The following is a 26,984-nucleotide window of genomic DNA, read 5'->3' on the forward strand; positions in this document are numbered from 1 at the left end:
CAGGTGCAGGTGCAGGTGCAGGGGCGGACCCTTCAGCGTTCTGCGCATCGGGTGCTGCTGGCCTGACGGCATCGGCATCGGCACTGGCGTCGGATGAGGGCTGAGGGGCTTGAACAGGCGGGGCGGGCAGCTCGTCCGGAACGGGCGCGGAGGATGCAGGCAGTACCAGCTCGTCGTCCATGGGTTCCTGGGTAAAGGTCACGGTACTGTCTACCGGGGTGTCCGCGAGCTGCGTTTGCGCAGGCGACTGGGCGCTCGGCTCGTGGTTTGCCGGAGTGACGACTGTGTCGTCGAATGCCCCGGCCTTCCACAGCGCGACCAGTAGCGCGCCGAACAGTGCACAGGCAGCAATGCCGATGATCAGCAGCGAGCTCAAGGATGGTCTGGGCGCGGGACGGGGGAAACTGGCCGCTGGCAGAGCTTCGGCTGGTTCCTGCTGCTGGGTCTGAACGGACGGTCGAGCTTGGGACGGGGGCGGCACCGCGGGGCGCGGTATCACGGTGTAGGCGGTGCCGGGATCGTCCCAGGAACTCAGCGAATCGATGGGCGCCGGGCTGGGGTTCGGAGTGCCTGGGGGCGTCTGGGTGTCGTGGGGGCGGGGGGAGTTCGCGGTGGGTTCCATCGGGCGGCATCTTCAAGGAGGTGAAGAAGAGGCCTGGCGCTCGTACCGAAAGCGGATCGCCGTGCACGACGAGAAGCAGGCATTCAATGTTCGAAAAATGGCCGAGGATCATAGGAAGCTGATTTCCCGGGCTCAAATGTGCTGGGTGGTTTCCGCCGCCGGGGTGGGGATTTGAGGATCAGGTCGCGTTTGCGGCGGCTCCCGGAAGGCGATTCGGGGGATGTGACCGAATGGTCAGGAAAAGAAATGAAATGTGATATCTGTCGCGAAGTGGCGTTGTGATGCTACTCTCACCGCGCTCGCGCAAGGATTGCGCCACTACCCATCAGAGCACCTCTGGAGCACGCATGGACGCTTCTGCAACGCCTGCTGTCATCCCGCAATCGGAAATCGCCCTGCTGGCGAACATCCTCGCCCTCGCCACCCGCAACATGTCCAACCTCAGCACGCTGATCACCCAGTTGTCGGTGGAGCTCGGCCATAGTCCCGATCCGCACCTGCAGCGCGTGGGCCAGCGGGTGCTGGCGGATGTGGATGTGCTGGCGAAGTCCCTGGATACCCAGTGGGAGCTGATCGGCGCGCTGGCGCGCTTCTGCCCGCTGCTGTCGCGCACGCCGCTGGCGAAGCCGTCGCTGGTGACGGAAATCCATATCACCGAGTTGCCCGACCGGGGGTAGCCTGGGCCCGGGCCTGGGTTCGCGAGCAAGCTCGCTCCTACGGGGTTGGCTCCAGTTGTAGGGGCGAGCTTGCTCGCGAACGGCGTGGCACTTACTCGCCGGTCTGCGCCAGTTCGAAGCTCATCATCAGTGCCCAGGGCGCATCGCTGTCGCCCACGCGGATGGGTTGCAGCAGTTGCACGCGACGGCCTTTCGCCTGTTCCCAGCTGCGGCCCTGGGCGATGGCGTTGCGCGCTTCCTGTGGCAGTTCGTCGGCCTTGTTGCCCAGGCGTTTGGCGTCCGGGTGGGTGACGTAGACGCTGGCGTTGGACAGCAGCGTGTACTGGCCATTGCCCATGGGTGTCAGCTTGCCGAGGCTTTCCTGCAACTGGTGCAGGGTGTAGTCGGCGCCGAGGATGCCGAGGAAGCGGCCGTTGGCGATCATGGGCGACATGAACGAGGTCATCAGCACGCTGCTGCCGCCGACGCTGTACTCGTAGGGCTCCATGAACACGTCACGGCCCTTGTCGCGGGGGATCTGGTACCAGTCGCCGCTGCCGTCGGCCTTGTCGTAGCCGACCAGGCATTCGCGCTGGGCCACGCCGCTGCCGCGGTGCCAGTAGGCCATGATGCGGCCGCTGGTGTCGTGGCCGGGGGCGCCGACGAACTCGGCGTCGCGACCGTCGAAGGCGTTCGGTTCGCAGCCGCAGGCGAAAGCCAGCAGGTCGGGGTTGCGGGTCAGGTATTCCTGCATCACCGCGTCGATCTGCTCGCGCTGCGGGCCGAGGTTGCGGCTCTTCATGCCGATCAGGAAGTTCTTCAGGCCATAGAGCGCGGTGGCCATCACGGCGAAGCGCGCTTCCAGGCGCTGGGTCTCGCTGGTCAGCACGACGCGGGCGGTGTCGAGCAGGCTGGAGTGCTCGGCCTGTTCGACGTCGGCCAGGGCTTTGGCGCTTTCGCTCTTGATCGAAGCGACGACGTTGCCGATGTCGGCGGTGGCGTTGGCCGACTGGGTCGCCAGGCGGCGCACCTCATCGGCGACCACTGCGAAGCCGCGTCCGCTTTCCCCGGCGCGGGCGGCCTCGATGGCGGCGTTGAGGGCCACCAGGTTGGTGTTCTTGGCGATCTGCTTGATGACTTCGGAGACCTTGCTGATCTGTGTCCAGCGCACGTTCAGGTCGGCGATCAACTGCTTGACCTGGTCGATGGTGGAGCGGGTGCTGGTGCTGTCTTCGGCGCTCGCGGGCCGGCTTTCGAGTGTGCTTGGCATGGGTTGGGACACTGCAGTGGCGGATGAGGGCAGGGGGTGGCGAGGGCGTCTTTCTGGTTATGTCAGCCCCCCCCAAGGGGGAGTGGCCGAGGTTGCTCCCTGTAGGAGCGGACCATGCCCGCGATCGCGCCCATGGGGCGCTCCTACAAAGGCGGTGCAGGGCGGATGGCGCCCTGCGCGCCCGACGTCTGTTACCAGCCGAGCTGCTTGTGCAGGCCCAGGGCGTCGTAGTAATCGCCCTGGTAGACGATCTTGCCGTCCTTGACCTTCACGTAGCTCACGCCGTCGAACGACAGCGGCTTGTTGGTCGCCGGAGTCTGGGCATCCCAGGCGCCGGTGTTGGTGCCGCTGAAGGTCCACTGGAAGGCGATGCCATCCTTGTCGACGATCGGCTTGCCGTTCATCTTCCACTTCAGGTCCGGCACGGCCCCCACGAACACCTTGATCACGTTGTCGCGCGCGGCATCACGGCCTTTCTGCGGGGTGCCGACGGTGACGTCGAAGTACTCCGCATCCTTGGCCAGGTAGCCGGCGGCCTTCTCGGCGTCGTGGGCGTTCCACGCGGCCATGTAGGCGTCGACGATCTGTTTGGGCGACTCTGCGGCCTGGACCAGGCCGGCAAAGGTGAACAGCGACAGCAGGTAAAACGCTCTGACGAGGTGACGCATGCTTGCCTCCGTTGCGGGCGTGCCCGCGGGTTGTCGGCCGGACGGCCGTTAAGTGTGGCGCCACGCATTGCGTGGCGCCGGGTCTATCAGGACAGTTCGCCGACCGCGCGCCAGGCTTCGTCGATGGCCGCGTGGGCATAGGCGTCCCAGGCGGCATCGGAGTTGGCGATGGTCACGTTGCCGACCTGGGTGCGGGCCAGGTTCATCAGTTTTTCGCTCTCTTCCTCATCATCGAAGAGGCTGTTGGAGAAGTACGAATAGCCGTGCGACCAACGGTTGATGGTGATCGCCTGGATATCCTTCTGATGGTCGAAGCCGGCCGGGCCGAGCATGGCCTGCAGCTGGTCGCGGATCATCCCCTCCATCTGCTCGAAGCTCATGGCGTAGAGCTTGCCGCGGCCGACGCGGGCCTGGGTGCGCGCATCCATGCCCGCGTTGGGGCTGGTGGGCACGTAGACCATGTGCAGACCGATGGGCTGGTTCGGGTCGCGCGGGTGGCTGTAGCCGCCGATGTCCACCGGGTAGTCCAGCTTCACGCGGCTGTAGGGCTGGCTCGGCGCGTAGATCTCGTGCACGCCCAGCTTCATGAAGCTCTGCCAGTTGCGGATCACCACCTTGGTGTACACCAGCGGGAACTTCACGTTCTGCGCCAGGGCGTGGCTCTGCTCGGCGGAGAGGTCGCGCAGGATGTACGGGATGATCATGTTGTAGCAGGCCAGCACGCAGTGCTTGGCGCGCACGTGGTGCAGGGCGCCGGCGCGGCTGTAGCCGACGTCCACGCCGCCGTCGCGGTTCTTCACGCTCACGGCGGTGCTGTTCAGGCGCAGGCGCACGGCGTTCTTGGGCTGGTCCAGTTTCGAATAGTCGAAGGTGGCCAGGACGATGTCGTTCATGTCCTTGCCTGGCGCCACGCCCGGAATCAGGCCGCGTACCAGCAGGCGCGCCAGCGAGGCATTGCCGTCGGGGAAGTGGTAGATGTACGGCTCTTCCATCTCGGACTTGGCTTCCTCGCTGATCGGCGCGAGGTCCATCGCGCCGAAGCCGGGGAAGCCCACGGAGTACGCCGAATCGGCGGAGACGGCGTCGATGCTCAGCGCGGAGAAGTCATTGGTACGGCTGAGGAAGTAGCGGGTGGCGGCTTCGCTCAGGCCCACGTCCTTGCGCAGGAAGTCCTGGTAGCTGGTCTTGGCCAGGTGCGCTTCCTTCTCCTCGCGGGTCTTGCCGGCGAGGTAGTCCCTGGGTGCCTCGTGCAGGTCGATCAGCGCCTGGCGGTCGGCCTCGGGCAGCGGGAAGTCGCCGATGAAGGCACGCCAGCTGCGAGCGTTGAGTTTTTCCGGGGCGATGTCGTCGGCCACCATGGGCGTCGGGTCGCCGCTGACCATCTTCGCCTCGCCGAAGCCGGCCTTGTCGAAGAACACCCCGCGCGACAGGCCCAGGTTCGGGTAGAAGTCGCGGTCGAAGGCGGTTTCGAAGCGGTCGACGTCGACGTTGAGCTGCTTGAGCAGGCCGTTCACCGTGTCGCTGTACAGGTGCTTGGGCGACTGGAAGGCTTCGCTGCCGCCGTAGCCGAGGATCATCCGGCCGCCGGCCTGGAATTCGTTGCGCTTGGCGTGGCCGCCGAAGTCGTCGTGGTTCTCGATGATCAGCACGCGCGCCTTGGGGTGCTTCTGCCGGTAGAACCAGGCCGCGGACAGGCCGCTGATGCCGCCACCGACCACCACCAGGTCGTACTGCTCCTCGATCTTCAGGCCATCGGTATTGAATACCTTCTTCTCCCAGCCCATCTGGTGCGCGACCTCGAACGCGCCGGGATGGCTGCCGCGCAGGCCGGTCAGGGCAGGCGGGTAGTAGCGGCCGGACGGAGCGGCCTGGAGAAGTTGCAGCGGGGTGAGGCCCGCGCCGATGGTGAGGGCAACGCCGTTGAGGAAGTCGCGGCGGGTGATGGTCATGGGAAGTCCTTGCAAGGTGATGGCCCGGGGCAGGGCTGTCATGGTTTTGCCCTTCCACACCGGAAGGGGTTGCGGCATGCGTGGCCGCGCGGCGGTCCCGGTCGAGCGGGGCGCCGTTGAACCTCCGGACCTTGGTCCGGTAGGTGTTTTTCACCGTACTGTTGGGCCTCGCGAGCTAGAGCGCAGCAAGGCGGAAACAGGTCCGGGCCCAGAAGTTTACGAGTAGTAAATGACTGGGCTCGGACCTGTTTGACTCGCTTCGCTCACCCTGCGGGCCAGCCGTTGGCTGTTACTTCGCTTCGCTACGTTTCAACGCAGCTCCGCCGACGCGCAGCAGGCCGCACTCCAAATCAGTGCTTGATCATGACGTGGCGGATCGCTGTGTAATCTTCCAGGCCGTACATCGACATGTCCTTGCCGTAGCCCGACAGCTTCATGCCGCCGTGGGGCATCTCGGTGGTCAGCATGAAGTGCGTGTTGACCCAGGTGCAGCCGTACTGCAGGCGCGCGGACAGGCGATGGGCGCGGCCGATGTCGCTGGTCCACACGGAGGAGGCCAGGCCGTAGTCGGAGTCGTTCGCCCAGGCCAGCGCCTGCGCTTCGTCGTCGAATTCGGTGACCGAAACCACCGGGCCGAAGATTTCGCGGCGGACCACTTCGTCGTCCTGGCGGGCGCCGGCGAGGACGGTCGGCTCGAAGAAGAAGCCCGCGCGGTCGGCACGCTTGCCGCCGGTGACCACTTCGATGTGCGGTACCTGCCTGGCGCGCTCGACGAAGCCGATGACGCGCTCCAGGTGCTGCTCGGTGATGACCGGGCCCAGCTCGGTGTTCGGGTCGTCCTGCTCGCCGTACTGGATGCTGGCCACGGCGGCACCGAGCTTCTCGACGAACTTGGCGTAGATGCCTTTCTGCGCGTAGATGCGGCAGGCGGCGGTGCAGTCTTGCCCTGCGTTGTAGAAGCCGAAGGTGCGGATGCCTTCCACGGCGGCGTCGATGTCGGCGTCGTCGAAGATCAGCACCGGGGCCTTGCCGCCCAGTTCCATGTGCATGCGCTTCACGGTGTCGGCGGTGCCGGCGATGATGCGGCTGCCGGTGGCGACCGAGCCGGTCAGCGAGACCATGCGCACTTTCGGGTGGGTGGTCAGCGGTTCGCCCACGCTCGGGCCACGGCCGAACACCAGATTGACCACGCCAGCGGGGAAGATCTCGGCCATCAGCTGCGCCAGGCGCAGGGCCGTCAGCGGAGTCTGCTCGGAGGGCTTGAGTACCACGGTGTTGCCGGCGGCCAGGGCCGGGCCGAGTTTCCACGCGACCATCATCAGCGGGTAGTTCCACGGCGCGATGGAGGCGACCACGCCCACCGGGTCGCGGCGGATCATCGAGGTGTGGCCCGGCAGGTATTCGCCCGCGGCGGAGCCTTGCATCACGCGGCAGGCGCCGGCGAAGAAGCGGAACACGTCGGCCACGGCCGGCAGCTCGTCGTTCAGCGCGGCGGAGTAGGGCTTGCCGCAGTTGTTGGATTCCAGGCGGGCCAGTTCCTCGGCGTTGGCATCGATGGCATCGGCCAGTTGCAGCAGGAGCATCGCGCGGTCTTTCGGCGCGGTCTGCGACCAGCTGTCGAAGGCGGCATCGGCGGCCAGCACGGCGGCGTCGACCTGGGCCGGGGTGGCCTCGGCGATTTCCACCAGGGTGGTGCCCAGGGACGGGTTCACAACAGCGAGCTTCTCGCCTTCGCCAGCGACCAGTTGGCCGTTGATCAGCAGGTTGGTTTGCATGGTTGAGTCCTCTTGGTCAGGAGCGTGGTGCAAATTCGGTTGGGTGTTTCTTCTTTGGGGCCACGCGGTTTGTGGGCGGCGGGCCTGAGGGGTTCTGTTGGATCGGAGCAGGGGCTTTCCCTCTCCCTAGCCCTCTCCCTGAAGGGAGAGGGGACCGTTCGCAGCAGGATGAAACCAAGGTGTCAGCCGGCACGGATCACTCCCTCTCCCTTCAGGGAGAGGGCGAGGGGAGAGGGCCGCCTGGCACGGAGTCACTTCCCGCTCCCCGCCACGCCTTCGCCACCCTTGGTCAGGTAGTAGGCGCCGAGGATCGGCAGCATGGTCACGATCATCACCAGCATCGCCACCACGTTGGTCACTGGCACGTCACGCGGGCGACCCAGCTGGTTGAGCAGCCAGATCGGCAGGGTGCGTTCGTGGCCGGCGGTGAAGGTGGTGACGATGATCTCGTCGAAGGACAGCGCGAACGCCAGCATGCCGCCGGCCAGCAGCGCCGAGCCGAGGTTCGGCAGGATCACGTAGCGGAAGGTCTGCCAGCCGTCGGCGCCCAGGTCCATCGAGGCTTCGATGAGGCTGTGGGAGGTGCGGCGGAACCGCGCGATGACGTTGTTGTAGACGATCACCACGCAGAAGGTGGCGTGGCCGATGACGATGGTCAGGAAACCCGGCTCGATGCCGAGGGTCTTGAACGCCGACAGCAGGGCGATGCCGGTGATGATGCCGGGCAGGGCGATCGGCAGGATCAGCATCAGCGAGATGCCTTCCTTGCCGAAGAAGTCGCGGCGGTACAGCGCAGCCGCGGCCAGGGTGCCCAGGAGCATGGCGATCAGCGTGGCGACGCTGGCGATCTTCACCGACAGCTCGATGGCCTCGAGCACGTCCTGGCGCGCGAAGGCGACGCTGAACCAGTGCAGGGTGAAGCCCTTGGGCGGGAAGCTGAAGGCCGCGTCCTCGGTGTTGAAGGCGTACAGGAAGATGATCAGGATCGGGAAGTGCAGGAACACCAGCCCGCCCCAGGCGGCTGCTTTGAGCCCCCAGGAAGCTTTCTCAGAGTGCATCGAAGGCCCCCAGACGTTTGACGATGGAGAGATAGACGGCGATCAGCACGATCGGCACCAGGGTGAAGGCGGCGGCCATCGGCATGTTGCCGATCGCGCCCTGCTGGGCGTAGACCATGCTGCCGATGAAGTAGCCGGGCGGGCCCACCAGTTGCGGCACGATGAAGTCGCCCAGGGTCAGGCTGAAGGTGAAGATCGAGCCGGCGGCGATGCCGGGGATCGACAGCGGCAGGATCACCTGGAAGAAGGTCTGCCGCGGGTGCGCGCCGAGGTCTGCCGAGGCTTGCAGCAGCGACGGCGGCAGGCGCTCCAGGGAGGCCTGGATCGGCAGGATCATGAACGGCAGCCAGATGTACACGAACACCAGGAAGCGCCCGAAGCTGGAGGTGGACAGGGTGTTGCCACCGATGCCCGGAATGCCCAGCAGCAGGTTCAGCAGCGGCTCAAGGCCCAGGTGCTGAACGAACCACATGGCGACGCCGCCCTTGGCCAGCAGCAGGGTCCAGGCGTAGGCCTTGACGATGTAGCTGGCCCACATCGGCATCATCACGGCGATGTAGAAGAACGCCTTGGTCTTGCCGGTGGTGTAGCGCGCCATGTAGTAGGCGATGGGGAAGGCCACCGCGCCGCTGGCGATGGACACCGCGACTGCCATCAGCACGGTGCGCTGGATGATGTCGAAGTTGGAGCCGCTGAACAGCGAGCCGAAGTTGGCCCAGGTCAGGTCCGGCGTCACCGTCATGGTGAAGTCGTCGAAGGTGTAGAAACCCTGCCAAAGCAGCGTCAGCAGCGAGCCGAGGTAGATCGCGCCGAACCACAGCAGCGGCGGGATCAGCAGCAGCGAGAGGTACAGCGTCGGCTTGCGGTAGAGCAGGTTGGACAGGCGGCGCAGCGGGCCATTGCTGGCCGCGTGCACCGGTGCGTTCATCGTCAGTTCCATCTCACGCGCCCTCGTTCAGCACCACCATCGCCTCGCGCGCCCAGCGAGCGGTCACGCGCTGGCCTGGCTGGTGGGCGAGGTCGATGTCGGCCCACTGGCTGTTGGCCTGGCTGAGGCAGAGGTTCTGGCCGTTGTCGAGACGGATCTCGTAGCGGGTCGCCGCGCCCTGGTACTGGATGTCGTGCAGCAGGCCGCTGATCTCGATGTCCGAGGCGCTGCGCTCGCCGTTGGCGAAAGTGATGTGCTCCGGGCGGATGGAGAAGGGCTGGGCGTTGCCGGTCAGGCCCTGGGCGATGTCGCCGCGCAGCACATTGGAGGTGCCGACGAACTCGGCCACGAACGGGGTGGCCGGCTTCATGTAGAGGTTGCGCGGGGTGTCGACCTGCTCGATGCGGCCCTTGTTGAACACCGCGACGCGGTCGGACATGGACAGCGCTTCGCTCTGGTCGTGGGTGACGAAGATGAAGGTGATGCCCAGCTGGCGCTGCAGCTTCTTCAGCTCGCTCTGCATCTGCTCGCGCAGCTTGAGGTCCAGCGCGCCGAGGGGTTCGTCCAGCAGCAGCACGCGCGGGCGGTTCACCAGGGCGCGGGCCAGGGCTACACGTTGGCGCTGGCCACCGGAGAGCTGCACCGGCTTGCGCACGCCGTAGCCGCCCAGGGCGACCATGGCCAGGGCTTCTTCGGCGCGCTTGAGGCGCTCGGCCTTGCCGATGCCTTTTACCTTCAGGCCATAGGCGACGTTCTCCAGCACGCTCATGTGCGGGAACAGCGCGTAGTCCTGGAATACCGTGTTGACGTCACGCTGGTAGGGCGGCAGGCCGGCGGCCTCCTCGCCATGGATGCGGATGGAGCCTGCGCTGGGTTGCTCGAAACCGGCGATCAGGCGCAGGCAGGTGGTCTTGCCCGAACCCGACGGGCCGAGCATGGAGAAGAACTCGCCGTCCTTGATGTCGATGGACACCCGGTCAACGGCTTTCACCTCGCCGAACTGGCGGGAGACCTGGGTGAATTGAACAGCGGGGGTGGTCATGGTGCACGCTCCAAGGGGCAGGATTCCGGCGTAGGGGAGCCCTGCCCGTGAATCTGAGATACGGGTGAATCGATGCAATCGGATGGAGATCGTGGCGCTCGCCGGCAAGGCGAGGCGCACGGGGCGGGTTCGCGAGCAAGCTCGCTCCTACAGGGGACGATTGCTCTTCGTAGGAGCGAGCTTGCTCGCGAACGCTCCAGGCCTTAGCGGCCGCCCATGATCCCGATGTAGTCCTGGGTCCAGCGGCTGTACGGGACGAACTTGCCGCCCTCGGCCACCGGGGTCTTCCAGAACGCGATCTTGTCGAACTGGTTGTAGCCGTTGGTGGCGCAGCCTTCGCCGCCCAGCAGGGTGCTGGCCTTGCAGCCTTCGGGCACGGCCGGCACGGAGCCGAACCAGGCGGCCACGTCACCTTGCACCTTGGGTTCCAGCGACCAGTTCAGCCACTTGTAGGCGCAGCTCGGGTGCTGGGCTTCGGCGTGCAGCATGGTGGTGTCGGCCCAGCCGGTGACGCCTTCCTTCGGGAACACGGTGGCGATCGGCTGACCTTCGGCCTTCAGGGCGTTGGCCTGGTACGGCCAGGCGCTGGAAGCGGCGACGCCTTCGTTCTTGAAGTCGCTCATCTGCACGGTGGTGTCGTGCCAGTAGCGGTGGATCAGGTCATGCTGCTTGCGCAGCAGTTCGACCACGGCGGCGTACTGCTTCTCGTCGAGCTGGTACGGGTCGGTGATGCCCAGTTCCGGCTGGGTGGCCTTCAGGTACAGCGCGGCGTCGGCGACGTAGATCGGGCCGTCGTAGGCCTGCACGCGGCCCTTGTTCGGCTTGCCGTCGGGCAGGTTCTGCGCGTCGAACACGACTTTCCAGCTGTCCGGCGCGGTGGGGAAGACCTTGGTGTTGTACATCAGCAGGTTCGGGCCCCACTGGTACGGCGCGCCGTAGGTCTTGCCGTTGACCACGTACCAGGCGGCGTCCTTCAGGCGCGGGTCGATGTTCTTCCAGTTGGGGATCAGCGACGGATCGATCGGCTGCACGCGCTTGCCGTAGATCAGGCGCAGGGAGGCATCGCCCGAAGCGGTGACCAGGTCATAGCCACCCTTGGCCATCAGGCTGACCATCTCGTCGGAGGTGGCGGCGGTCTTCACGTTGACCTGGCAGCCGGTGTCCTTCTCGAACTGGGTCACCCAGTCGTAGTTCTTGTCGGACTGGCCGCGCTCGATGTAGCCGGGCCAGGCGATGATGTCCAGGCGGCCTTCGCCTTTGCCGACTTCCTTCAGGGCCTCGGCGGCCTGGACGCCGGCGCTGGCCAGCAGGGCGGTGGTGATGGCACTGAGCAGTGCGGTCTTGCGCATCGGGTGTCTCCCTCTCGTTGTTGTCTCTATTGGTGGGGCAGTTCAATCGAGCAACGTCCCTCTGTACGGGCGGGCGCGCCGATCCGTCGGGGACTTTCTTGTGTGCCGGCGGGTGGCCCGCCGGATGGTTCAATCCAGTTGCTGGCCGTGGCGCGCCATGATGTGGCGCACCACGCTGTAGTCCTGCAGTGAGTCGCTGGACAGGTCCTTGCCGTAACCCGAGCGCTTGAGCCCGCCGTGGGGCATCTCGCTGGCGAGCATGAAATGGGTGTTGATCCAGGTGCAGCCGTACTGCAGGCGGTTGGCGATCTGGAAGGCCTTGTCCAGGTTCTGCGTCCACACCGAGGAGGCCAGGCCGTATTCGGAGTCGTTGGCCCAGTCCACCGCCTGTTCCAGCTGGTCGAAGCGGGTCACGGTGACCACCGGGCCGAACACTTCGCGCTGGACGATCTCGTCCTGCTGCTTGCAGCCGGCCAGCAGGGTCGGCTGGTAGTAGAAGCCGGGGCCCGAGTGCACGGCGGCGCCGGTGACGCGCTCGATGTGCGGCTGGCCGAGGGCGCGCTCGACGAAGCTGGCCACGCGGTCGCGCTGGCGCGCGCTGATCAGCGGGCTGATCTCGTTGTCGGCGTCGCGTTTGCGGGCGAAGCGGATACTGGCCACGGCATCGCCCAGCTCGGCGACGAGGCGGTCATGGATACCGGCTTGCGCGTAGATGCGGCAGGCGGCGGTGCAGTCCTGGCCAGCGTTGTAGTAGCCGTGGGTACGCACGCCCTGGACCACGGCTTCGAGGTCGGCGTCGTTGCAGACGATCACCGGCGCCTTGCCGCCCAGTTCCAGGTGGGTGCGTTTGAGGGTGCGCGAGGCGGCCTGGAGAATCTTCTGGCCGGTGACGATGTCGCCGGTGAGGGAGACCATGCGCACCTTCGGGTGGCTGACCAGATGGCTGCCGACGCCTTCGCCGCCGCCGCAGACGATGTTGATCACGCCGGCGGGGAGGATGTCCGCCAGCGCTGGCGCCAGCGCCAGGATGCTCAGCGGCGTGTGTTCGGACGGCTTGAATACCAGCGTGTTGCCGGCAGCCAGCGCGGGAGCGATCTTCCACGCCGCCATCATCAGCGGGTAGTTCCACGGCGCGATCGAGGCGACCACGCCCACCGGATCACGGCGCACCATGCTGGTGTGGCCGGGCACGTATTCGCCGGCGAGCTGGCCCTGCTGGCAGCGCACGGCGCCGGCGAAGAAACGGAACACGTCGGCGGTCGCCGGGATATCGTCCTGGCGCGCGAGGTGCAGCGGCTTGCCGCAGTTCAGCGATTCCAGTTGGGCGAGGTCATTGGCGCGCTTGTCGATGGCATCGGCGATGGCCAGCAGCGCGGCGGAGCGTTGCGCGGGGGTAGTGCGGGCCCAGGCGGGGAAGGCGCGGTGCGCAGCGGCGATGGCCTGCTCGACCTGATCGATGGAGCCGTCGGCGATGCTGGCGATGGTTTCGCCCGTGGTCGGGTTGATGATCGGTTCGGCCATGCCTTCGCCGGCGACCAGTTGGCCGTCGATCAGCAAGGCGGTATGCAGGGTTGCGCCGGTCATCTTGGAAGCTCGTCTTTTATCTGTCTTGTTTTCGGGGGCCATGTGCTTGCTCCGGCGTAGGGGCGGTGCCCGGAACTTGGCCCTTTGGTATGGGACGAGAGACTAGAGTCCGGGCGTGGGGTCGACAAATTCTAATTACTGAAAGCGCCGTTCGATTAAATCGAACGCTGTAAGCCTCTAGATCGAAAGGCGTTTCGTCCGGGATGGCGCTCAGATGGTCGCCAATCCGCAGGGCGGATAACGCTGCAAGCGTTATCCGCCGTCCATATCCTTCCGGTTCATTCGGCGGATAACCGCTAGCGGTTATCCGCCCTGCGTTGGTCCGGTGCGTACGTGTAACTCGGTGTTCAGATCGACAGGCGTTTGGCGTTGGGCTGCTCGCGGGCGACGGTGAGGAACGGGTCCACCAATGCCGGTCGCGCGGTGCCGCGACGCCAGGCCAGGCCAACGTCCAGGGGTTCGGAAAGGTCCACCAGCGGCCGCGCCTCGATGATGTCGCCTTCCAGCGACCAGGGGCGGTAGGTCATGTCCGGCTGGATCGACAGGCCCAGGCCCGCCGCCACCAGGCTTCGCACCGCTTCCACCGAGGCGGTGCGCAGCGTCACCTGCGGCACCAGCCCGGCGCGCGACCAGATGCGCTGGGTGTGCAGGCCCATCTCGTCGGCGTTCAGCTGGATCAATGGCTCCCCGGCCACATCGGCCAGGCCGATGCTGTCGCGCTCCAGCAGCGGGTGCTGCGCCGGCAGCCAGAGGCGGTGCGGCGAGTGCGTGAGCACCTCGGTCTGCAGGGCGTGGCGGTCCTCCAGGTTGGAGAGGATCAGCACGCCGACGTCGATCTCGCCGCTCACCAGCAGGTGCTCGATGTACGGGCGCTCGTCCTCCACCACGCGGGTCTTCACGTTGGGGAAGGCGCGCTGGAAGCGGTTGATCAGGTCGGCCAGGTAGTAACCCGCCACCAGGCTGGTCACCCCGATGGTCAGGCTGCCGGCCACCTGGTCGGTGCTCTGCTGCAGGCTGCGCTTGGCGTTCTCCACCGTGGCCAGGATCAGGTGCGCCTGGCGCAGGAACTGGTGGCCCTGGTGAGTCAGGGTCATGCCCTTGGCATGGCGGTCGAACAGGCGTACGCCGATCTCTTCTTCCAGCTGCTGGATGGCGAGGGTCAGGGTCGACTGGGAAATGAACACCGCCTGGGCGGCGGCGGAGATCGAGCCGGTCTCGGCGACGGCGATGAAGTGGCGGATCTGGCGGAGCGTCATCATGGTGAGATTGGCCGCTGGCGCGCGGAGTCGCGATCTAGAGCCTTGTCTAGCCGGTCTCGGCGCATTTCATTGTTGATTATCGAAAATCTATAGGAGCATTCTTTTTAATCGAATGAAAGCGGCCTATTTGCCCTGCGGACCCGCCGGCAAAGGCCCGCAATATCCGGAAGCACACTGTCGCTGCGTCCCTGCCGCGCGCTGGACTAGAGTCGGAATCCACAATTTTCGATAGACAGTGGAGATCGCCATGAACACTCGCGGCCTGCTCGACCAGCTCCTCAGATCCGGCCAGGACCTCCTGCAGAACAAGGGCGTGGCCCGGCAGGATGGCGCTCGGCAATCCTCTTCGTCCGGCAAGGGCGGCGGCCTGGACCTGGGCAGCCTGCTCTCCGGTGCTGGTGGCGGTGCGCTGGCAGCCGGCGCGCTGGGCCTGCTGATGGGCAGCAAGAAGGCACGCAAGGTCGGCGGCAAGGTGGTCGCCTATGGCGGCCTCGCGGCACTGGGTGTGCTGGCCTACAAGGCCTACGGTAACTGGCAACAGAAGCAGGCCAGCGCCCCGCGCGGTGAGCCGCAGACCGTCGACCGCCTGCCGCCGGCCCAGGCCGAGCAGCACAGCCATGCCATCCTGCGGGCCATCGTCGCTGCGGCAAAGGCCGACGGACATATCGATGATCGCGAACGTCAGCTGATCGACGGCGAGATTGCCAAGCTCACCGGCGATGTCGAACTGCAGGGCTGGCTCGACCGTGAACTGGCCAAGCCGCTGGACCCGGCCGAGGTCGCCCGCGCCGCCACCAGCGAGGAAATGGCCGCCGAGATGTACCTGGCCAGCCTGCTGATGGTCGACGAGACCAACTTCATGGAACGTGCCTACCTCGATGAACTGGCGCGCCAGCTGAGCCTCGACGCCGGCCTCAAGATCGAGTTGGAAGCCCAGGCGCAGAAGGCGCTGGATGCGGTACCCGCCTGAGCGGCGTGACCTTCCTCGCAAGCGCTGGACAAGAGGCACGACTGCGGCGCTTCGCCTGGCACCCGATGGTGCCGGACACGCCGAGCGTCCCGACCATTCCGGGCCGGCTGGCGGACGGCGCTGGCGCATCGGTGTGGCGGGACTATCGTTGCCCAACGCACACCGCGCGATGGCGAGGGACTGATCATGAACACGACCGATCTACTGGAACAATTGCTGCGGGCCGGACAGGGCTCGGCGGCGCAACAGCAACAGGGCGGCGCCGGTGGCGCGGACCCGCTCGGTGGCCTGGGTGGCCTGCTCGGCGGGTTGCTGGGCGGCGGCGGCGGAGGCGGCGGTCTGGGTTCGATTCTCGGCGGTGGTAGCGCGGGTGGCTCCGGCGGTGGTGGCCTGGGCGGCCTGGGGGGTGTGCTGGGCAGCATGCTCGGCGGCGGCGCCAGCGCGGGCGGCGCTCCCCAGGGGCGCTCCACGGGCGGTGGCGTCAACTACGCCATGCTCGCCTCGCTGGGCATGATGGCCTTCCAGGCTTATCAGAACTGGCAGCGCAACCAGGGCGCCAATCCCTCGCAGCAACAATCCCTGACCACCGTCGACCAGCTCGATGGCCCCGAGGCCGAAGCCCACAGCCATGCCATTCTCCAGGCGATGCTGGCGGCGGCCAAGGCGGACGGCCGAATCGATCAGCGCGAACAGGCCGCCATCCAGGCCGAGTTGCAGCGTCATGCCGGCGAGCCACAACTGCAAGCGTGGATCGACGCCGAGATGCGCAAGCCGCTGGACGCTGCCGACGTCGCCCAGGCGGCCCAGGGCGACCCCGCGGTGGCCGCTGAGATGTACCTGGTCAGCGTAATGCTGGTGGATGACCAGCAGGACGCCGAGCGCACCTACCTCGACGAACTGGCCTACAACCTCAACCTAGACCCCGAGTTGCAGGCACACCTGGAGCAGCAGGCGAAGGCCGGTGGTGAAGTAGCTTGATACAACTCAGGGCACGACCGTAGGAGCATTCGTACAATCTGACGGTCAGAGAGGCTCGGACGAACGCACCCTCGCGGCGCGTTCGTTCCTCAATTCTGCAAGGAGGCTTCATGCCGTTCGCCCGTTTCACCCTGCCCACCGCGCTGTTGCTCAGCGCCACCGCCACCCTGGCCAACGCCGCCAAACTGGAAGACGTCGCGCCCTATCCCAAGGCCGATGAAGGCTTCGTCCGCCAGGTCATCCACCTGCCCAAGCAGGCCCATGAGGAGAACTTCAAGGTCGAGATCCTCGCCGGCAAGACGCTGACCGTCGACTGCAACCGCCAGCGCCTGGGCGGCACCCTGGAAGAGAAGACCCTGGAAGGCTGGGGCTACTCCTACTACCGCCTGGACAAGGTCAGCGGCCCGGCCAGCACCCTGATGGCCTGCCCCGAAGGCAAGAGCAAGAAGGACTTCGTCCCGGTAATCGGCGAAGGCTTCGTGCTGCGCTACAACAGCAAGCTGCCCATCGTGATCTACGCGCCGAAAGACGTCGAAGTCCGCTACCGCCTCTGGTCCGCCTCCGACAAGGTCGAGCACGCCCGCGCGGAGTAACTCAAACGCTCTTGCGCTTGTAGGAGCGAGCTTGCTCGCGAACAGCCTTCCCCCGGCTCCGGCGCTGGGTGGGTTCGCGAGCAAGGACTGGGCGTCCCCCTCGGTCCTGCAACTAAACCGCCAGCACGACCTCGGAGCGCTCTTCCGGCCTGGTGCAGTGGTGCAGCCAGATTGCCTGGTACAAGGCTTCCAGATCACGGGTGAAACGCACCGTGTCGAACAGTGGCGAGCTCATCCGCGCTGCCGACAGCCGCCGGCGCAGCTCGGTGCGTACGCGTTCGTCGAGAGCCAGGGCTTTCAGCCGCTCGAAGCAGTCCTCTGCATCCTTCGCCACCAGTTCTTCGAAACCATGCGCCTTGAGCAGGCTTCCCGCCACGCGGCTGGTAAAGGTCTCGCCGAGTCGCGTCATCAGTGGTACCCCCACCCAGAGCGCATCACTGGCAGTGGTATGCGAGGTGCAGGGGAAACTGTCCAGGGCCAGGTCGGCCAGGCAGAGGCGGGCAAGGTGTTCATCCTGTTTCAGGCGTGGCGCGAAGATCAGGCGTTCGGCGGCCACTCCACGCTGCTGTGCTTCGCGCCGAAGATTGTCGCGGGCCTCCTCGGCCTCGGGCTCCAGCAGCCAGAGCACAGCATCCGGCACCTCCCGCAGCAGTCGGCACCACAGGTCGAATTCGCCCGGATTGAGCTTGAGCAACTGGTTGAAACTGGCGAACACCACGCCTTTTTCCGGTAGCCCGACTTCCGTTCGACCGGGCGGTGGGTTCAAGGGGCGGTCTCGGTCATTGGGTTGGTAACTATGGGGCATCAGCGCCAGCGTCTCGCTGAAATGCGCAGCGTGCTCGGCTGGCGTCACGGCCGGATCACCGATCAGGTAATCCGCCAGGCGTGGATGCCCCAGGCTGCCCGGATAGCCCAGCCAATTGATGATCACCGGCGCCGGCCGCAATGCGGTGATGCCCTGGCGCGCTCCAGTGGTGTAGCCCTTCAGGTCCACCAGCATGTGCAGGCGCTGCTCGGCGATCAGCTTCGCCGCCGCCTCGTCGGACAGCTCGCGCAGGTTGTGGCAGGGCAGGCCAGTTGCGGCGAGGCGGTGGGTGAAATAGTCCTCGCGCGGCGGGCCGTAGTCGAACAGGTGAATATCCACCCTGGCGCAGTCATGCGCCTCCAGCACCCCCATCATCAGGTGCATCGTCGCGTGGTCATAGAAGTCGCTGGACAGGTAGCCAATGCGCAGGCATTCGCCCTCTGCGGGCTCGCTGCTCAAGGGTGGGGCGAGTAGCTCCCGTGACCAGCGCGACTCGGCAAAGTGGCGAGCGGCTTCACGGTGTTGATTCGGGGTAAGTTCGGGCAGGTTGATCAGCCCCCAGGGCGTGGCCGCTTCTCGTGTGGAACCGCCCAGCTGTTGCAGCAAAGCGGCATCAATCGCTGCCAGATCTGACCAACTGCCGAGAGTGCGCAAGGTCAGTTGCAGGTTGCTCCAGCTCTTGCCTTTGGCAAACCACTCAGAGGCCTCCTTGTAGCGCTTTCTATTTTGCAGTGCTTTGGCCAGTTCCAGCTGAAGGTCGCTTCTATCCGGGCTCAATTTGAGAGCTTTAGTGAGAATGGGAATGGCCGCTTCGCTTTGGCCACGCTCACACAGGTGGTTACCCAGGTTCTTGTAGGCCAGGAGATAGGCGGGGTTGCTGGCAATGGCCTGGAGATAGAGTTGCTCAGCTTCTTTGTAGCGGCGCTGCTTGTTACAGATGTTCGCCAGGTTGTTGGCTGCTTGCGCATTCCCCGGCTGTAACTGCAAGCATGCCCGAAATGCCTCTTCTGCCCGCTCGGCATTGCCCAGGGCCTGCTCGGCCAGGGCGAGGTTCAAGTGATAGCTCGCATCCTTGCGCAGGGTCAGGGCACGTTTGATCAGTTCCCGTGCCTGTATCGCCTTGCCCTGGTTCAGGCACGCCACTCCGCACAGATTTAGAGCTTCGGCGTTTCGCGGTTGTACACGCAGGAACTGCCGAGCCAGCGCTTCGCCATGAGTAAGTTCGCCGCTATTGATCGCGTCGATGATGAGCTGCAGGGACAGGCTGGGTTGCCGCTGGCGCATGAAATGCCTCCGGAATCGAGTGCCGGATATCTTCGGTAAAAGTCGCCTTGAATAATTCGGAAGCGGCTGTCAGGAATCCCTGAATCTGTAGGCAAGTTCGACGCTAATGATGTGGTGAAACAGCGGCCCTCTATCGGTAGGCCCAACTGCGTTTGCAGGAGCGAACTTGCTCCTGAAGAAGGGCCGCGCCTCGCTGGTACTGCGCGTTCAGTGGCTCGCTGCACCTTGTATAGCTGCGCTCTTTCCCTCGACGAGAATGCCCTGTTCGCGGCCGCAGACTTCCACCAGAAAATCCCACACCAACCGCAGTCTTACCGACCGGTGCAGTTCGCGCCGGGTGCACATCCAGTATTCGCGCTCGATGAATTCCTCCGGCAGCACCGGCACCAGCAGCGGGTCGCGCAGCCCCATGAACTGCGGAAGGATGGCGATGCCGATGCCCGCCTGGGCGGCTTGTTGCTGGGCGACCACGCTGGTGCTGCGGAAGACCACCTGCGGGTGGCGGCAGAAGCTGTGGTGGAACAGCAGTTCCTGGCTGAACAGCAGGTCGTCGACGTAGCCGATCCACGGGTGCTGGCTGAGGTCTTCGCGGTCGCGCAGGGGCGGGGCGTTTTCCAGGTAGGCGGGGCTGGCGAACAGGCTCAGGCGGTAGCGGGTGAGCAGGCGGCTGATGAGCAGGTCGGCGCTGGGGCGTTCCAGGGTGATGGCGATGTCCGCCTCGCGGTTGGTGATGCTGACGAAGCGCGGCACCGACACCAGTTCCACTTCCAGGCCGGGGTAGCGCTGCATCAGCTCGCTCATGCGCGGCGCGAGGAACATGGTGCCCAGGCCTTCGGTGACGCCGAGGCGGATCTGCCCCAGCGGGGAGATGGCCTGGCTCATTTCCTCCTGGGCGAGGAGGGCGGTGTTCTCCATGGCTTCGGCGTGCTTGAGCAGCGCCTGGCCGGCCGGGGTGAGCTGGTAGCCGCCGGTGTGCTGGGCGAACAGCTGGGTGCCGAGGTCGCGCTCGATGCTCTCGATATGCCGCGCCACGGTGGCGTGGGTAGTGCCCAGGCGTTTTGCGGTGGTCAGCAGGCGGCCGCTGCGGTGCAGCTCCAGGAAGTAGCGCAGGTCATTCCAGTCGAACATGGGCGGCTCTCGTTGGCAGAAGGCGCACTGTTAGAAAACGCACAGCAGGTGACTCGAAACGACTGTTCTTTTATCACGAACGAACGACTAGGCTCAGTCGTCATACCCAAAAGAACAAGAAACGACGAGGTACTTTCCATGCCGCAGGCACTGGATGCTTATGACTACCTGATCGTCGGCGCGGGCCCCGCCGGTTGCCTGCTGGCCAATCGCCTGTCCGCCGACCCCGCCAACCGCGTGCTGCTGCTCGAAGCCGGCGGCCCGGACAACTATCCCTGGATCCACATCCCCGTCGGTTACCTCTATTGCATCGGCAACCCGCGCACGGACTGGTGTTTCGACACCGAAAAGGTGCCGGGCCTGAACGGCCGCGCGATCAAGTACCCGCGCGGGCGCACGTTGGGCGGCTGCTCCTCGATCAACGGCATGATCTACATGCGCGGGCAGGCGCTGGACTATGACGGCTGGGCGGCCGAGGGCAACCCTGGCTGGGGCTGGAACGACCTGCTGCCGCTGTTCATGAAGATGGAGGACCACTTCGCCGGCGCAAGCGACTTGCACGGCTCGGGCGGTGAGTGGCGGGTGGAGAAGCAGCGCCTGTCGTGGACCATTCTCGATGCCTTCCGCGAGGCGGCGGCTCAGTCCGGCGTGCGCGCGGTGGAGGACTTCAATGGCGGCGACAACGAAGGCTGCGGCTATTTCCAGGTGAACCAGCGTTCCGGCGTGCGTTGGAATGCGTCGAAGGCCTTCCTGCGGCCCATTGCCAACCGCGCCAATCTCACCGTGCTGACCCACGTCGAAGCCCACCGCGTGCTGCTGGAGAACGGCCGCGCCGCCGGACTGGAAGTGAACTGGCAGGGCGCGCGGCGCGAGGTGTGCGCGCGGCGCGAGGTGATCCTCTGCGCCGGGGCGATCAACACGCCGGTGCTGCTGCAACGCTCGGGCATCGGCCCGCGCGATCTGCTGGAGAAGCACGGTATCGGCGTGCGTCACGAGCTCTCCGGTGTCGGCGGCAACCTGCAGGATCACCTGCAGCTGCGCCTGATCTACCGCATGAACGGCGCACCTTCGCTGAACCAGATCGCCTCCACGCTGTGGGGCAAGATGGGCATGGGCCTGGAGTATCTGTTCAAGCGCAGCGGGCCGTTGTCCATGGCGCCGAGCCAGTTGGGCGCATTCGCCAGGTCCGACCCGGGCCAGCGTTCGGCCAACCTCGAATACCACGTGCAGCCGCTGTCGCTGGAGCGTTTCGGCGAGCCGCTGCACAGCTTCCCGGCGTTCACCGCTTCGGTGTGCGACCTGCGCCCGCTGAGCCGTGGCTCGGTGACGCTGCGCTCGCTGGACCCGCGCGACAAGCCGGTCATCCAGCCCAACTATCTGAGCCACCCGCAGGACCTGCGCGTGGCGGCCGATGCCATCCGCCTGACGCGACGCATTGCTGCTGCACCCGCGCTCGCGCGCTACCAGCCGGTGGAGTTCAAGCCCGGCCCGGATTACCAGACCGAGGAAGACCTGCATCGCGCCGCCGCCGAGATCGGCACCACCATCTTCCACCCGGCCGGCACCTGCCGCATGGGGCAGGGTGAGGGCGCGGTGGTGGACAGCCAGCTGCGTGTGCACGGCATTTCCGGCCTGCGCATCGCCGACGCTTCGATCATGCCCAGCCTGACCTCCGGCAACAGCTGTTCGCCGGTGCTGGTGATCGCGGAAAAGGCCGCGCAGATGATTTTGAGCGAACCCGCGCGCGGCGCAGAGGTCATCCCTTCCAGTGGGCGCACGCAGGAGGAAGCTCCGGTGGCGTGACGGTAGCACCGTCTCCCCACATGGCATGGCGTGGAATTCTGCTCCCGGCCGCCAGAGTGCGGGGCGGTTCGCGAGCAAGGACTGGGCGTCCCCCTCGGTCCTACAAGGTGCAGCAGAAACCGGTATCGCGCGGTGTGAAAACCGTGGCAGTCGAGGCTGACAAAAACAAGAGCCCCCAGAAGGGGCAGGAGAGCCCGTAATGACCGAAGTAGCACAGTCCAGCTCCTATGAGCGTCCCGCGACTACGCGTCGCGACGAGCGCAAGGTGATCTTCGCCTCGTCGCTCGGCACGGTATTCGAGTGGTACGACTTCTTCCTCTACGGCTCGCTGGCAGCGATCATCGCCAAGCATTTCTTCGCCGGGGTCAACGACACCACTGCCTTCATCTTCGCCCTGCTGGCGTTCGCCGCCGGCTTCCTCGTCCGTCCCTTCGGCGCGCTGGTGTTCGGCCGCCTGGGCGACATGATCGGGCGCAAGTACACCTTCCTCGTCACCATCCTGCTGATGGGCCTGTCGACCTTTGCCGTCGGTCTGCTGCCGGCCTACGCCACCATCGGTGTGGCGGCGCCGGTCATCCTCATCGTGCTGCGCCTGCTGCAGGGGCTGGCGCTGGGGGGTGAGTACGGCGGCGCGGCGATCTATGTGGCCGAGCACGCGCCGAACCACAAGCGCGGCGCCTACACCAGCTGGATCCAGTGCACCGCCACCGGTGGCCTGCTGCTCTCGCTGGTGGTGATCTGGGGTTGCCGGCAGATCACCGGGCCGGAGTTCGAAACCTGGGGCTGGCGCCTGCCGTTCCTGATTTCCATCGTGCTGCTGGGCATCTCCACCTGGATTCGCCTGTCCATGCACGAGTCGCCGGCGTTCCTGAAGATGAAGGCCGAGGGCAAGGTGAGCAAGTCGCCGCTCAAGGAGTCGTTCACCCACTGGAGCAACCTGAAGATCGTGCTGATCGCGCTGTTCAGCATCAACGCCGGCCAGGCGGTGACCTTCTACGCGGCGCAGTTCTACGTGATGTTCTTCCTCACCCAGGTGCTGAAGGTTGACCCGGCGCTGTCCAACGGCCTGTTGATCATCGCCCTGGTGATCGGCGCGCCGCTGTTCGTGATCATGGGCTGGCTGTCGGACAAGGTCGGGCGCAAGCCGGTGCTGATCACCGGCCTGCTGCTGGCCACGGTGCTGTACTTCCCGCTGTTCCAGGCGCTGACCCATTACGCCAACCCGCAGATCGACGCGGCCTCGCGCCAGGCGCCGGTGACGGTGATGGCGGACCCGGCGACCTGTACCTTCCAGTTCGACCCGGTGGGCAAGGCCAAATTCGACAGTGCCTGCGACAAGGCCAAGACCCTGCTGGTGAAGGGCGGCGTGCCCTACAGCACGGTGGCCGCGCCGGCCGGCAGCGAGCTGGTGGTGACCGTGGGCGAGAAGCGTATCGAGGGCTTTGACGCCGCCGCGCTGGGCACTGCGGTGAAGGACGCCGGCTACCCGACCGTGGCCGACTCCTCGCTGGTGAACCGGCCGATGGTGGTGGCGATCATCGTCGCGCTGATCTTCATCGCCACCTGCTGCTACGGCCCGCTGGCGGCGCTGATGGTCGAGCTGTTCCCGACGCGCATCCGCTACACCTCGCTGTCGCTGCCCTACCACATCGGCAACGGCTGGTTTGGCGGGCTGCTGCCGACCATCTCGTTCGCCCTGGTGGTGTACACCGGCAACATCTTCTACGGGCTGTGGTACCCGGTGCTGATCACGGCGATGAGCCTGGTCTGTTCGCTGCTGTTCCTGAAGGAGACCAAGGACAACGACATCCACGCGGATTGATCCTCGGCGCTGACGAAAGGGCCCGGCTGGATGCCGGGCTTTTTCATTTCGCACCGGCATTCCATTGCAGGAGCGGGCCATGTCCGCAATCGCGCGCATGGCGCGCTCCTGCAGGGAGGCGCGGTGCCGCCAACACAAAGGGCGCCCGAAGACGCCCTTTGTGCTAAGCCGAAGCGATCAGCGGAAAGCCGGCACCACGTGCTGGATGAACAGCTCCAGTGACTTCTTCTTCTCGGCATACGGCAGGCTGTTGTCGGCCCAGAAGCTGAACTCGTCCACGCCCAGTTCCTGGTAGTGGCGGATGCGCGCGATGATTTCTTCCGGGGTGCCGATCATGGTGTTCTTGCGGATGTTCTCCAGCTCGAACTCCGGGCGCTCCTTGAACTTCTCTTCGGGGCTGGGCGGCAGCAGGCCGTTGACCGGGGTCTGCTTGTTGCCGAACCAGGCGTCGAAGGTGCGGTAGAAGCGCGAGATGGCCTGTGCGCCGACCTTCCAGCCTTCCGGGTCGTCGGCGGTGTGCACATGGGTGTGGCGCAGCACCATCAGTTGCGGGCGCGGCACATCCGGGTTGTTGGCCAGGGCGGCTTCGAACTTGTTCTTCAGGTCGACCACTTCCTCGTCGCCCTTCATCAGCGGCGTGACCATCACGTTGCAGCCGTTGGCCACGGCGAAGTTGTGCGAGTCCGGATCACGGGCGGCGATCCACATCGGCGGGGTCGGCTTCTGGATCGGGCGCGGCGAGGAGGTGGAGGTGGGGAATTTCCAGATTTCGCCGTCATGGGCGACATCGCCCTGCCACAGCGCCTTCACCACCGGGACCATTTCGCGCAGCGCCTGGCCGCCGCTGGAGGCGGGCATGCCGCCGGCCATGCGGTCGAATTCGTATTGGTAGGCGCCGCGCGCCAGGCCCACTTCCATGCGGCCGTTGCTGATCACGTCGAGCAGGGCGCATTCGCCCGCCACGCGGATGGGGTGCCAGAAGGGCGCGATGATGGTGCCGGCGCCCAGGCGGATGGTCTCGGTGCGCGCGGCGAGGTAGGCCAGCAGCGGCATCGGGCTCGGCGAGATGGTGTACTCCATGGCGTGGTGCTCGCCGATCCAGACGGTGGAGAAACCGCCGGCCTCGGCCATCAGCGTCAGCTCGGTGAGCTCTTCGAACAGCTGGCGGTGGCTGGGCTGGTCGTCGTAGCGCTCCATGTGCACGAACAGGGAAAACTTCATATCGCTTACCTCGAACCTTTCTTGTTTCCGGCGCGGCAGCCGGCGGGAGATGCGCAGGCACGCATCGCTGCTTTGGGTGGTCAGGCGCGGCGGCGGGGTGAGTCGTCGTTTTCCGCGCTAGGGAATTCGCTGCATATTGGTATACCATAATACGGGATGTCTGCAAGGCGTTTCTGCCGCGAGCAGACCAAGGGAGTAGGGATGAACCTCAAACAAAAACTGATCCTCGCCTTTTCCGCCATCGCCAGCCTGCCGGTGATCCTCGTTGCCGTGCTGGTGATCCTCAACCTGCGCGGCGAGGCGCGGGACAGCTTCATCGACGGCAGCAGCCGCGAGATCCGCCAGGTCGAAAACGCCATGCAGATCTTCTTCGACGGCATCACCCAGAACGTCGACTACCTGGCCGGCCATCCGCAGCTGGCGGCCATCGGCGGCAGCCTCAAGCAGTACATGGGCGCCGACGCCGCGCAGCACCCGAGCGGGGAGCTGGACAAGGGCGTCTTCGACCTCTTCACCAGCCTGGCGCAGAGCCATCCGGATTACGCCTACGTGTCCCTCGGCACCCGCGAGGGCGGCTACAGCTTCTGGCCGGGCGACGCCAAGCTGGCCAACTACGACCCGCGAACCCGTCCCTGGTACCAGGCGGCCATGGCGCAGCCGGGCAAGACCCTGCGCACCAAGGCCTACTACTGGGCGGCGGACAAGGTGGTGCTGGTGAGCAGCGTGCGCACCTTCGCCAACCAGTTCGGCCCGCAGGGCGGCGTGGTCAACATCGACGTCTCGCTCAAGCGCCTGACCGATATCGTCAAGGCTATCCGCCTGGGCGAATCCGGCTACCTGATGCTGATGGAAGGCGACGGCACCATCCTGGTCGACCCGCACAGCCCGGAGAACAACTTCAAGCAACTGGGCGAGCTGGGCGGCGATTTCCAGCGCCTGGCCAGCGCGCAGAAAGGGCTGGTGGAGGTCACCATCGGCGGCGAGCCTTACCTGGCCAACGTCTGGCCGTCCGAGACTCTGGGCTGGCGCTTCGTCGGCCTGATCAAGGAAAGCGAAGTGATGAGCAAGGCCACCCGCCTGACCTGGGGCATCGCCCTGATGGCGGTGATCATCGCGCTGGTGTTCGCTGGGCTCGGCTCGCTGTTCGCCGGCCTGGTGGTGCGCCCGGTGCGTGCCGTGGCCGCTGGCCTGGAGGGCATCGCCCAGGGCGACGGTGATCTCACCGGGCGCCTTGCCGTGCGTGGCCGCGACGAGACGGCGCAGCTGGCCGGCTGGTTCAACCAGTTCCTCGATGCCATTCGCGCCCTGGTGCAGAGCATCGGCACCGCCGCCGGCAGCATCCACCAGAGTTCCGGCAGCAGCCGCGAGACCTCCCAGGCGCTGGCCGATACCGCCGAACGCCAGCGCGAGGCGGTGGACATGGTTTCCACCGCGTTCAACGAGATGGTGATGACCGCCAACGAGGTCGCGCGCTCCTGCAGCCAGGCGGCGGAATCCGCCGACAGCGGCCAGCGCCAGGCCCACGATGGCCAGCAGCAGATCGACGAGGCGGTGGACAGCGTCGGCCGCCTGAGTCACGAGATCGCCCATTCCGCCGACGCCATGCGCCAGCTGGAGCAGGACAGCAACGCAATCCAGTCGATCCTCGGCACCATCCGTTCGATTGCCGAGCAGACCAACCTGCTGGCGCTCAACGCGGCCATCGAAGCGGCGCGCGCGGGTGATCAGGGGCGGGGCTTTGCCGTGGTGGCCGACGAGGTGCGCGCGCTGGCCCGGTGCACGGCGGAATCCACCGGGGAGATCGACAACCTGCTCGGCACCCTGGCCCGCCGTACCCATGACACCGGGCGGCAGATGCAGTCGAGCCTGGAGGCCTCGCAGCGCACCGTGGGGTCGATCCGCGAGGCGCGGGCGTGCTTCGGGGCGATCCGCGAATCGGTGGATGTGATCCGCGACATGAACGCCCAGATCGCCACCGCCGCCGAGGAACAGCACCAGGTGGCGGAGGAGATCAACCGGCACATCAGCCAGATCCACCGCGACGCCCAGGAAGTCGCCGGGCTGGCGGAGGCCACGCGGGGCGATGCGCAGACCCTGGGTGGTTTGTCGGACGAGCTGAACCGGTTGGTTTCGCGGTTCAGGACCTGAGGAAAAGGGCTCGCGTATGCGGGCCCTTTTTCATTGGGGGAGGACGGCGCTCTTCTGTAGGAGCGGGCCATG

The 26,984-nt window shown here is 66.0% G+C and carries 20 protein-coding genes and 3 pseudogenes; 8 read left to right on the forward strand and 15 right to left on the reverse strand.

The genetic code is table 11. The features are described from left to right. Positions 1 to 376: pseudogene (locus UB43_RS29805) on the reverse strand (hypothetical protein); the annotation flags it as partial. Positions 377 to 969: 593 nt separating this feature from the next. Between UB43_RS29805 and UB43_RS08100 the strand changes: the two are divergent. Next, positions 970 to 1,299 (forward strand): hypothetical protein, encoded by a 330-nt coding sequence (locus UB43_RS08100; RefSeq protein ID WP_045209911.1) that lies wholly within the window; start codon positions 970 to 972, stop codon positions 1,297 to 1,299. A gap of 91 nt (positions 1,300 to 1,390) precedes the next feature. Here UB43_RS08100 and UB43_RS30270 read toward each other — a convergent pair whose 3' ends face one another. From UB43_RS30270 to UB43_RS08150, 11 genes and pseudogenes are all read right to left on the reverse strand, one after another. After that, the gene (locus tag UB43_RS30270; protein WP_371318966.1) at positions 1,391 to 2,122 is read right to left on the reverse strand and encodes a cache domain-containing protein; all 732 of its coding nucleotides are present in this window, start codon (positions 2,120 to 2,122) and stop codon (positions 1,391 to 1,393) included. A gap of 129 nt (positions 2,123 to 2,251) precedes the next feature. Next, positions 2,252 to 2,548, reverse strand: a pseudogene (locus tag UB43_RS30275) (methyl-accepting chemotaxis protein); the annotation flags it as partial. Between the two features lie 191 nt (positions 2,549 to 2,739). Beyond that, a complete protein-coding gene (locus tag UB43_RS08110) occupies positions 2,740 to 3,216 on the reverse strand; it encodes an ester cyclase (protein WP_045209913.1) in 477 nt (158 codons plus the stop codon). Positions 3,217 to 3,302: 86 nt separating this feature from the next. After that, on the reverse strand, positions 3,303 to 5,165 hold the full coding sequence (locus tag UB43_RS08115; RefSeq protein WP_045209914.1) for an FAD/NAD(P)-binding protein: 1,863 nt from the start codon (positions 5,163 to 5,165) through the stop codon (positions 3,303 to 3,305). 350 nt (positions 5,166 to 5,515) lie between these two features. Next, positions 5,516 to 6,940, reverse strand: a complete 1,425-nt coding sequence (locus UB43_RS08120) for a gamma-aminobutyraldehyde dehydrogenase (RefSeq protein ID WP_045209915.1) — start codon at positions 6,938 to 6,940, stop codon at positions 5,516 to 5,518. Positions 6,941 to 7,191: 251 nt separating this feature from the next. Next, positions 7,192 to 7,998 carry an ABC transporter permease gene (locus UB43_RS08125; protein WP_024766933.1) on the reverse strand — a complete coding sequence of 269 codons (807 nt, stop codon included), beginning with the start codon at positions 7,996 to 7,998 and terminating at the stop codon, positions 7,192 to 7,194. Continuing rightward, the gene (locus UB43_RS08130) at positions 7,988 to 8,938 is read right to left on the reverse strand and encodes an ABC transporter permease (RefSeq protein ID WP_045209916.1); all 951 of its coding nucleotides are present in this window, start codon (positions 8,936 to 8,938) and stop codon (positions 7,988 to 7,990) included. Before UB43_RS08130 ends, UB43_RS08125 begins: the two co-directional genes overlap by 11 nt. 1 nt (position 8,939) lies before the next feature. After that, positions 8,940 to 9,968, reverse strand: a complete 1,029-nt coding sequence (locus tag UB43_RS08135) for an ABC transporter ATP-binding protein (protein WP_045209917.1) — start codon at positions 9,966 to 9,968, stop codon at positions 8,940 to 8,942. A gap of 203 nt (positions 9,969 to 10,171) precedes the next feature. After that, a complete protein-coding gene (ydcS, locus tag UB43_RS08140; RefSeq protein ID WP_024765696.1) occupies positions 10,172 to 11,317 on the reverse strand; it encodes a putative ABC transporter substrate-binding protein YdcS in 1,146 nt (381 codons plus the stop codon). A 129-nt stretch (positions 11,318 to 11,446) separates the two neighbouring features. After that, positions 11,447 to 12,901 carry a gamma-aminobutyraldehyde dehydrogenase gene (locus UB43_RS08145; RefSeq protein ID WP_045209918.1) on the reverse strand — a complete coding sequence of 485 codons (1,455 nt, stop codon included), beginning with the start codon at positions 12,899 to 12,901 and terminating at the stop codon, positions 11,447 to 11,449. A 347-nt stretch (positions 12,902 to 13,248) separates the two neighbouring features. Then, entirely contained in the window at positions 13,249 to 14,160 is a 912-nt protein-coding gene (locus UB43_RS08150) for a LysR family transcriptional regulator (RefSeq protein ID WP_045209919.1), read from the reverse strand. Between the two features lie 247 nt (positions 14,161 to 14,407). Between UB43_RS08150 and UB43_RS08155 the strand changes: the two genes are divergently transcribed. The 3 genes from UB43_RS08155 (at position 14,408) to eco (ending at position 16,701) form a co-directional block, all read left to right on the forward strand. Beyond that, a complete protein-coding gene (locus tag UB43_RS08155) occupies positions 14,408 to 15,130 on the forward strand; it encodes a tellurite resistance TerB family protein (RefSeq protein WP_045209920.1) in 723 nt (240 codons plus the stop codon). Between the two features lie 186 nt (positions 15,131 to 15,316). Beyond that, a complete protein-coding gene (locus UB43_RS08160) occupies positions 15,317 to 16,108 on the forward strand; it encodes a tellurite resistance TerB family protein (RefSeq protein WP_045209921.1) in 792 nt (263 codons plus the stop codon). Between the two features lie 110 nt (positions 16,109 to 16,218). Then, entirely contained in the window at positions 16,219 to 16,701 is a 483-nt protein-coding gene (gene eco / locus UB43_RS08165) for a serine protease inhibitor ecotin (protein WP_045209922.1), read from the forward strand. A 112-nt stretch (positions 16,702 to 16,813) separates the two neighbouring features. Here eco and UB43_RS08170 read toward each other — a convergent pair whose 3' ends face one another. Together UB43_RS08170 and UB43_RS08175 are read right to left on the reverse strand one after the other, a co-directional pair. After that, positions 16,814 to 18,790 carry a tetratricopeptide repeat protein gene (locus UB43_RS08170; RefSeq protein ID WP_052969520.1) on the reverse strand — a complete coding sequence of 659 codons (1,977 nt, stop codon included), beginning with the start codon at positions 18,788 to 18,790 and terminating at the stop codon, positions 16,814 to 16,816. A gap of 207 nt (positions 18,791 to 18,997) precedes the next feature. After that, positions 18,998 to 19,918: a LysR family transcriptional regulator gene (locus tag UB43_RS08175; protein ID WP_045209923.1), complete on the reverse strand. Its 921-nt coding sequence runs from the start codon at positions 19,916 to 19,918 to the stop codon at positions 18,998 to 19,000. A gap of 138 nt (positions 19,919 to 20,056) precedes the next feature. Here UB43_RS08175 and UB43_RS08180 point away from each other — a divergent pair, with 138 nt between their 5' ends. Together UB43_RS08180 and UB43_RS08185 are read left to right on the forward strand one after the other, a co-directional pair. Continuing rightward, on the forward strand, positions 20,057 to 21,721 hold the full coding sequence (locus UB43_RS08180) for a GMC family oxidoreductase (RefSeq protein WP_045209924.1): 1,665 nt from the start codon (positions 20,057 to 20,059) through the stop codon (positions 21,719 to 21,721). Between the two features lie 199 nt (positions 21,722 to 21,920). Further along, complete coding sequence (locus tag UB43_RS08185; RefSeq protein WP_045209925.1) at positions 21,921 to 23,543, forward strand: MFS transporter; 1,623 nt, start codon at positions 21,921 to 21,923, stop codon at positions 23,541 to 23,543. A 177-nt stretch (positions 23,544 to 23,720) separates the two neighbouring features. On the opposite strand, the gene UB43_RS08190 is transcribed toward UB43_RS08185, so the two are convergent. After that, positions 23,721 to 24,764, reverse strand: coding sequence for an LLM class flavin-dependent oxidoreductase (locus tag UB43_RS08190; RefSeq protein ID WP_045209926.1), 1,044 nt, complete (start codon positions 24,762 to 24,764; stop codon positions 23,721 to 23,723). A gap of 450 nt (positions 24,765 to 25,214) precedes the next feature. Here UB43_RS08190 and UB43_RS30280 point away from each other — a divergent pair. Together UB43_RS30280 and UB43_RS30285 are read left to right on the forward strand one after the other, a co-directional pair. Further along, a pseudogene (locus tag UB43_RS30280) lies at positions 25,215 to 26,057 on the forward strand (cache domain-containing protein); the annotation flags it as partial. Positions 26,058 to 26,183: 126 nt separating this feature from the next. After that, a complete protein-coding gene (locus UB43_RS30285; RefSeq protein ID WP_371318967.1) occupies positions 26,184 to 26,912 on the forward strand; it encodes a methyl-accepting chemotaxis protein in 729 nt (242 codons plus the stop codon). The last annotated feature ends 72 nt before the right edge of the window (positions 26,913 to 26,984 follow it).

The sequence above is a fragment of the Pseudomonas sp. 21 genome (assembly GCF_000955805.1).
GTDB lineage: Bacteria > Pseudomonadota > Gammaproteobacteria > Pseudomonadales > Pseudomonadaceae > Pseudomonas.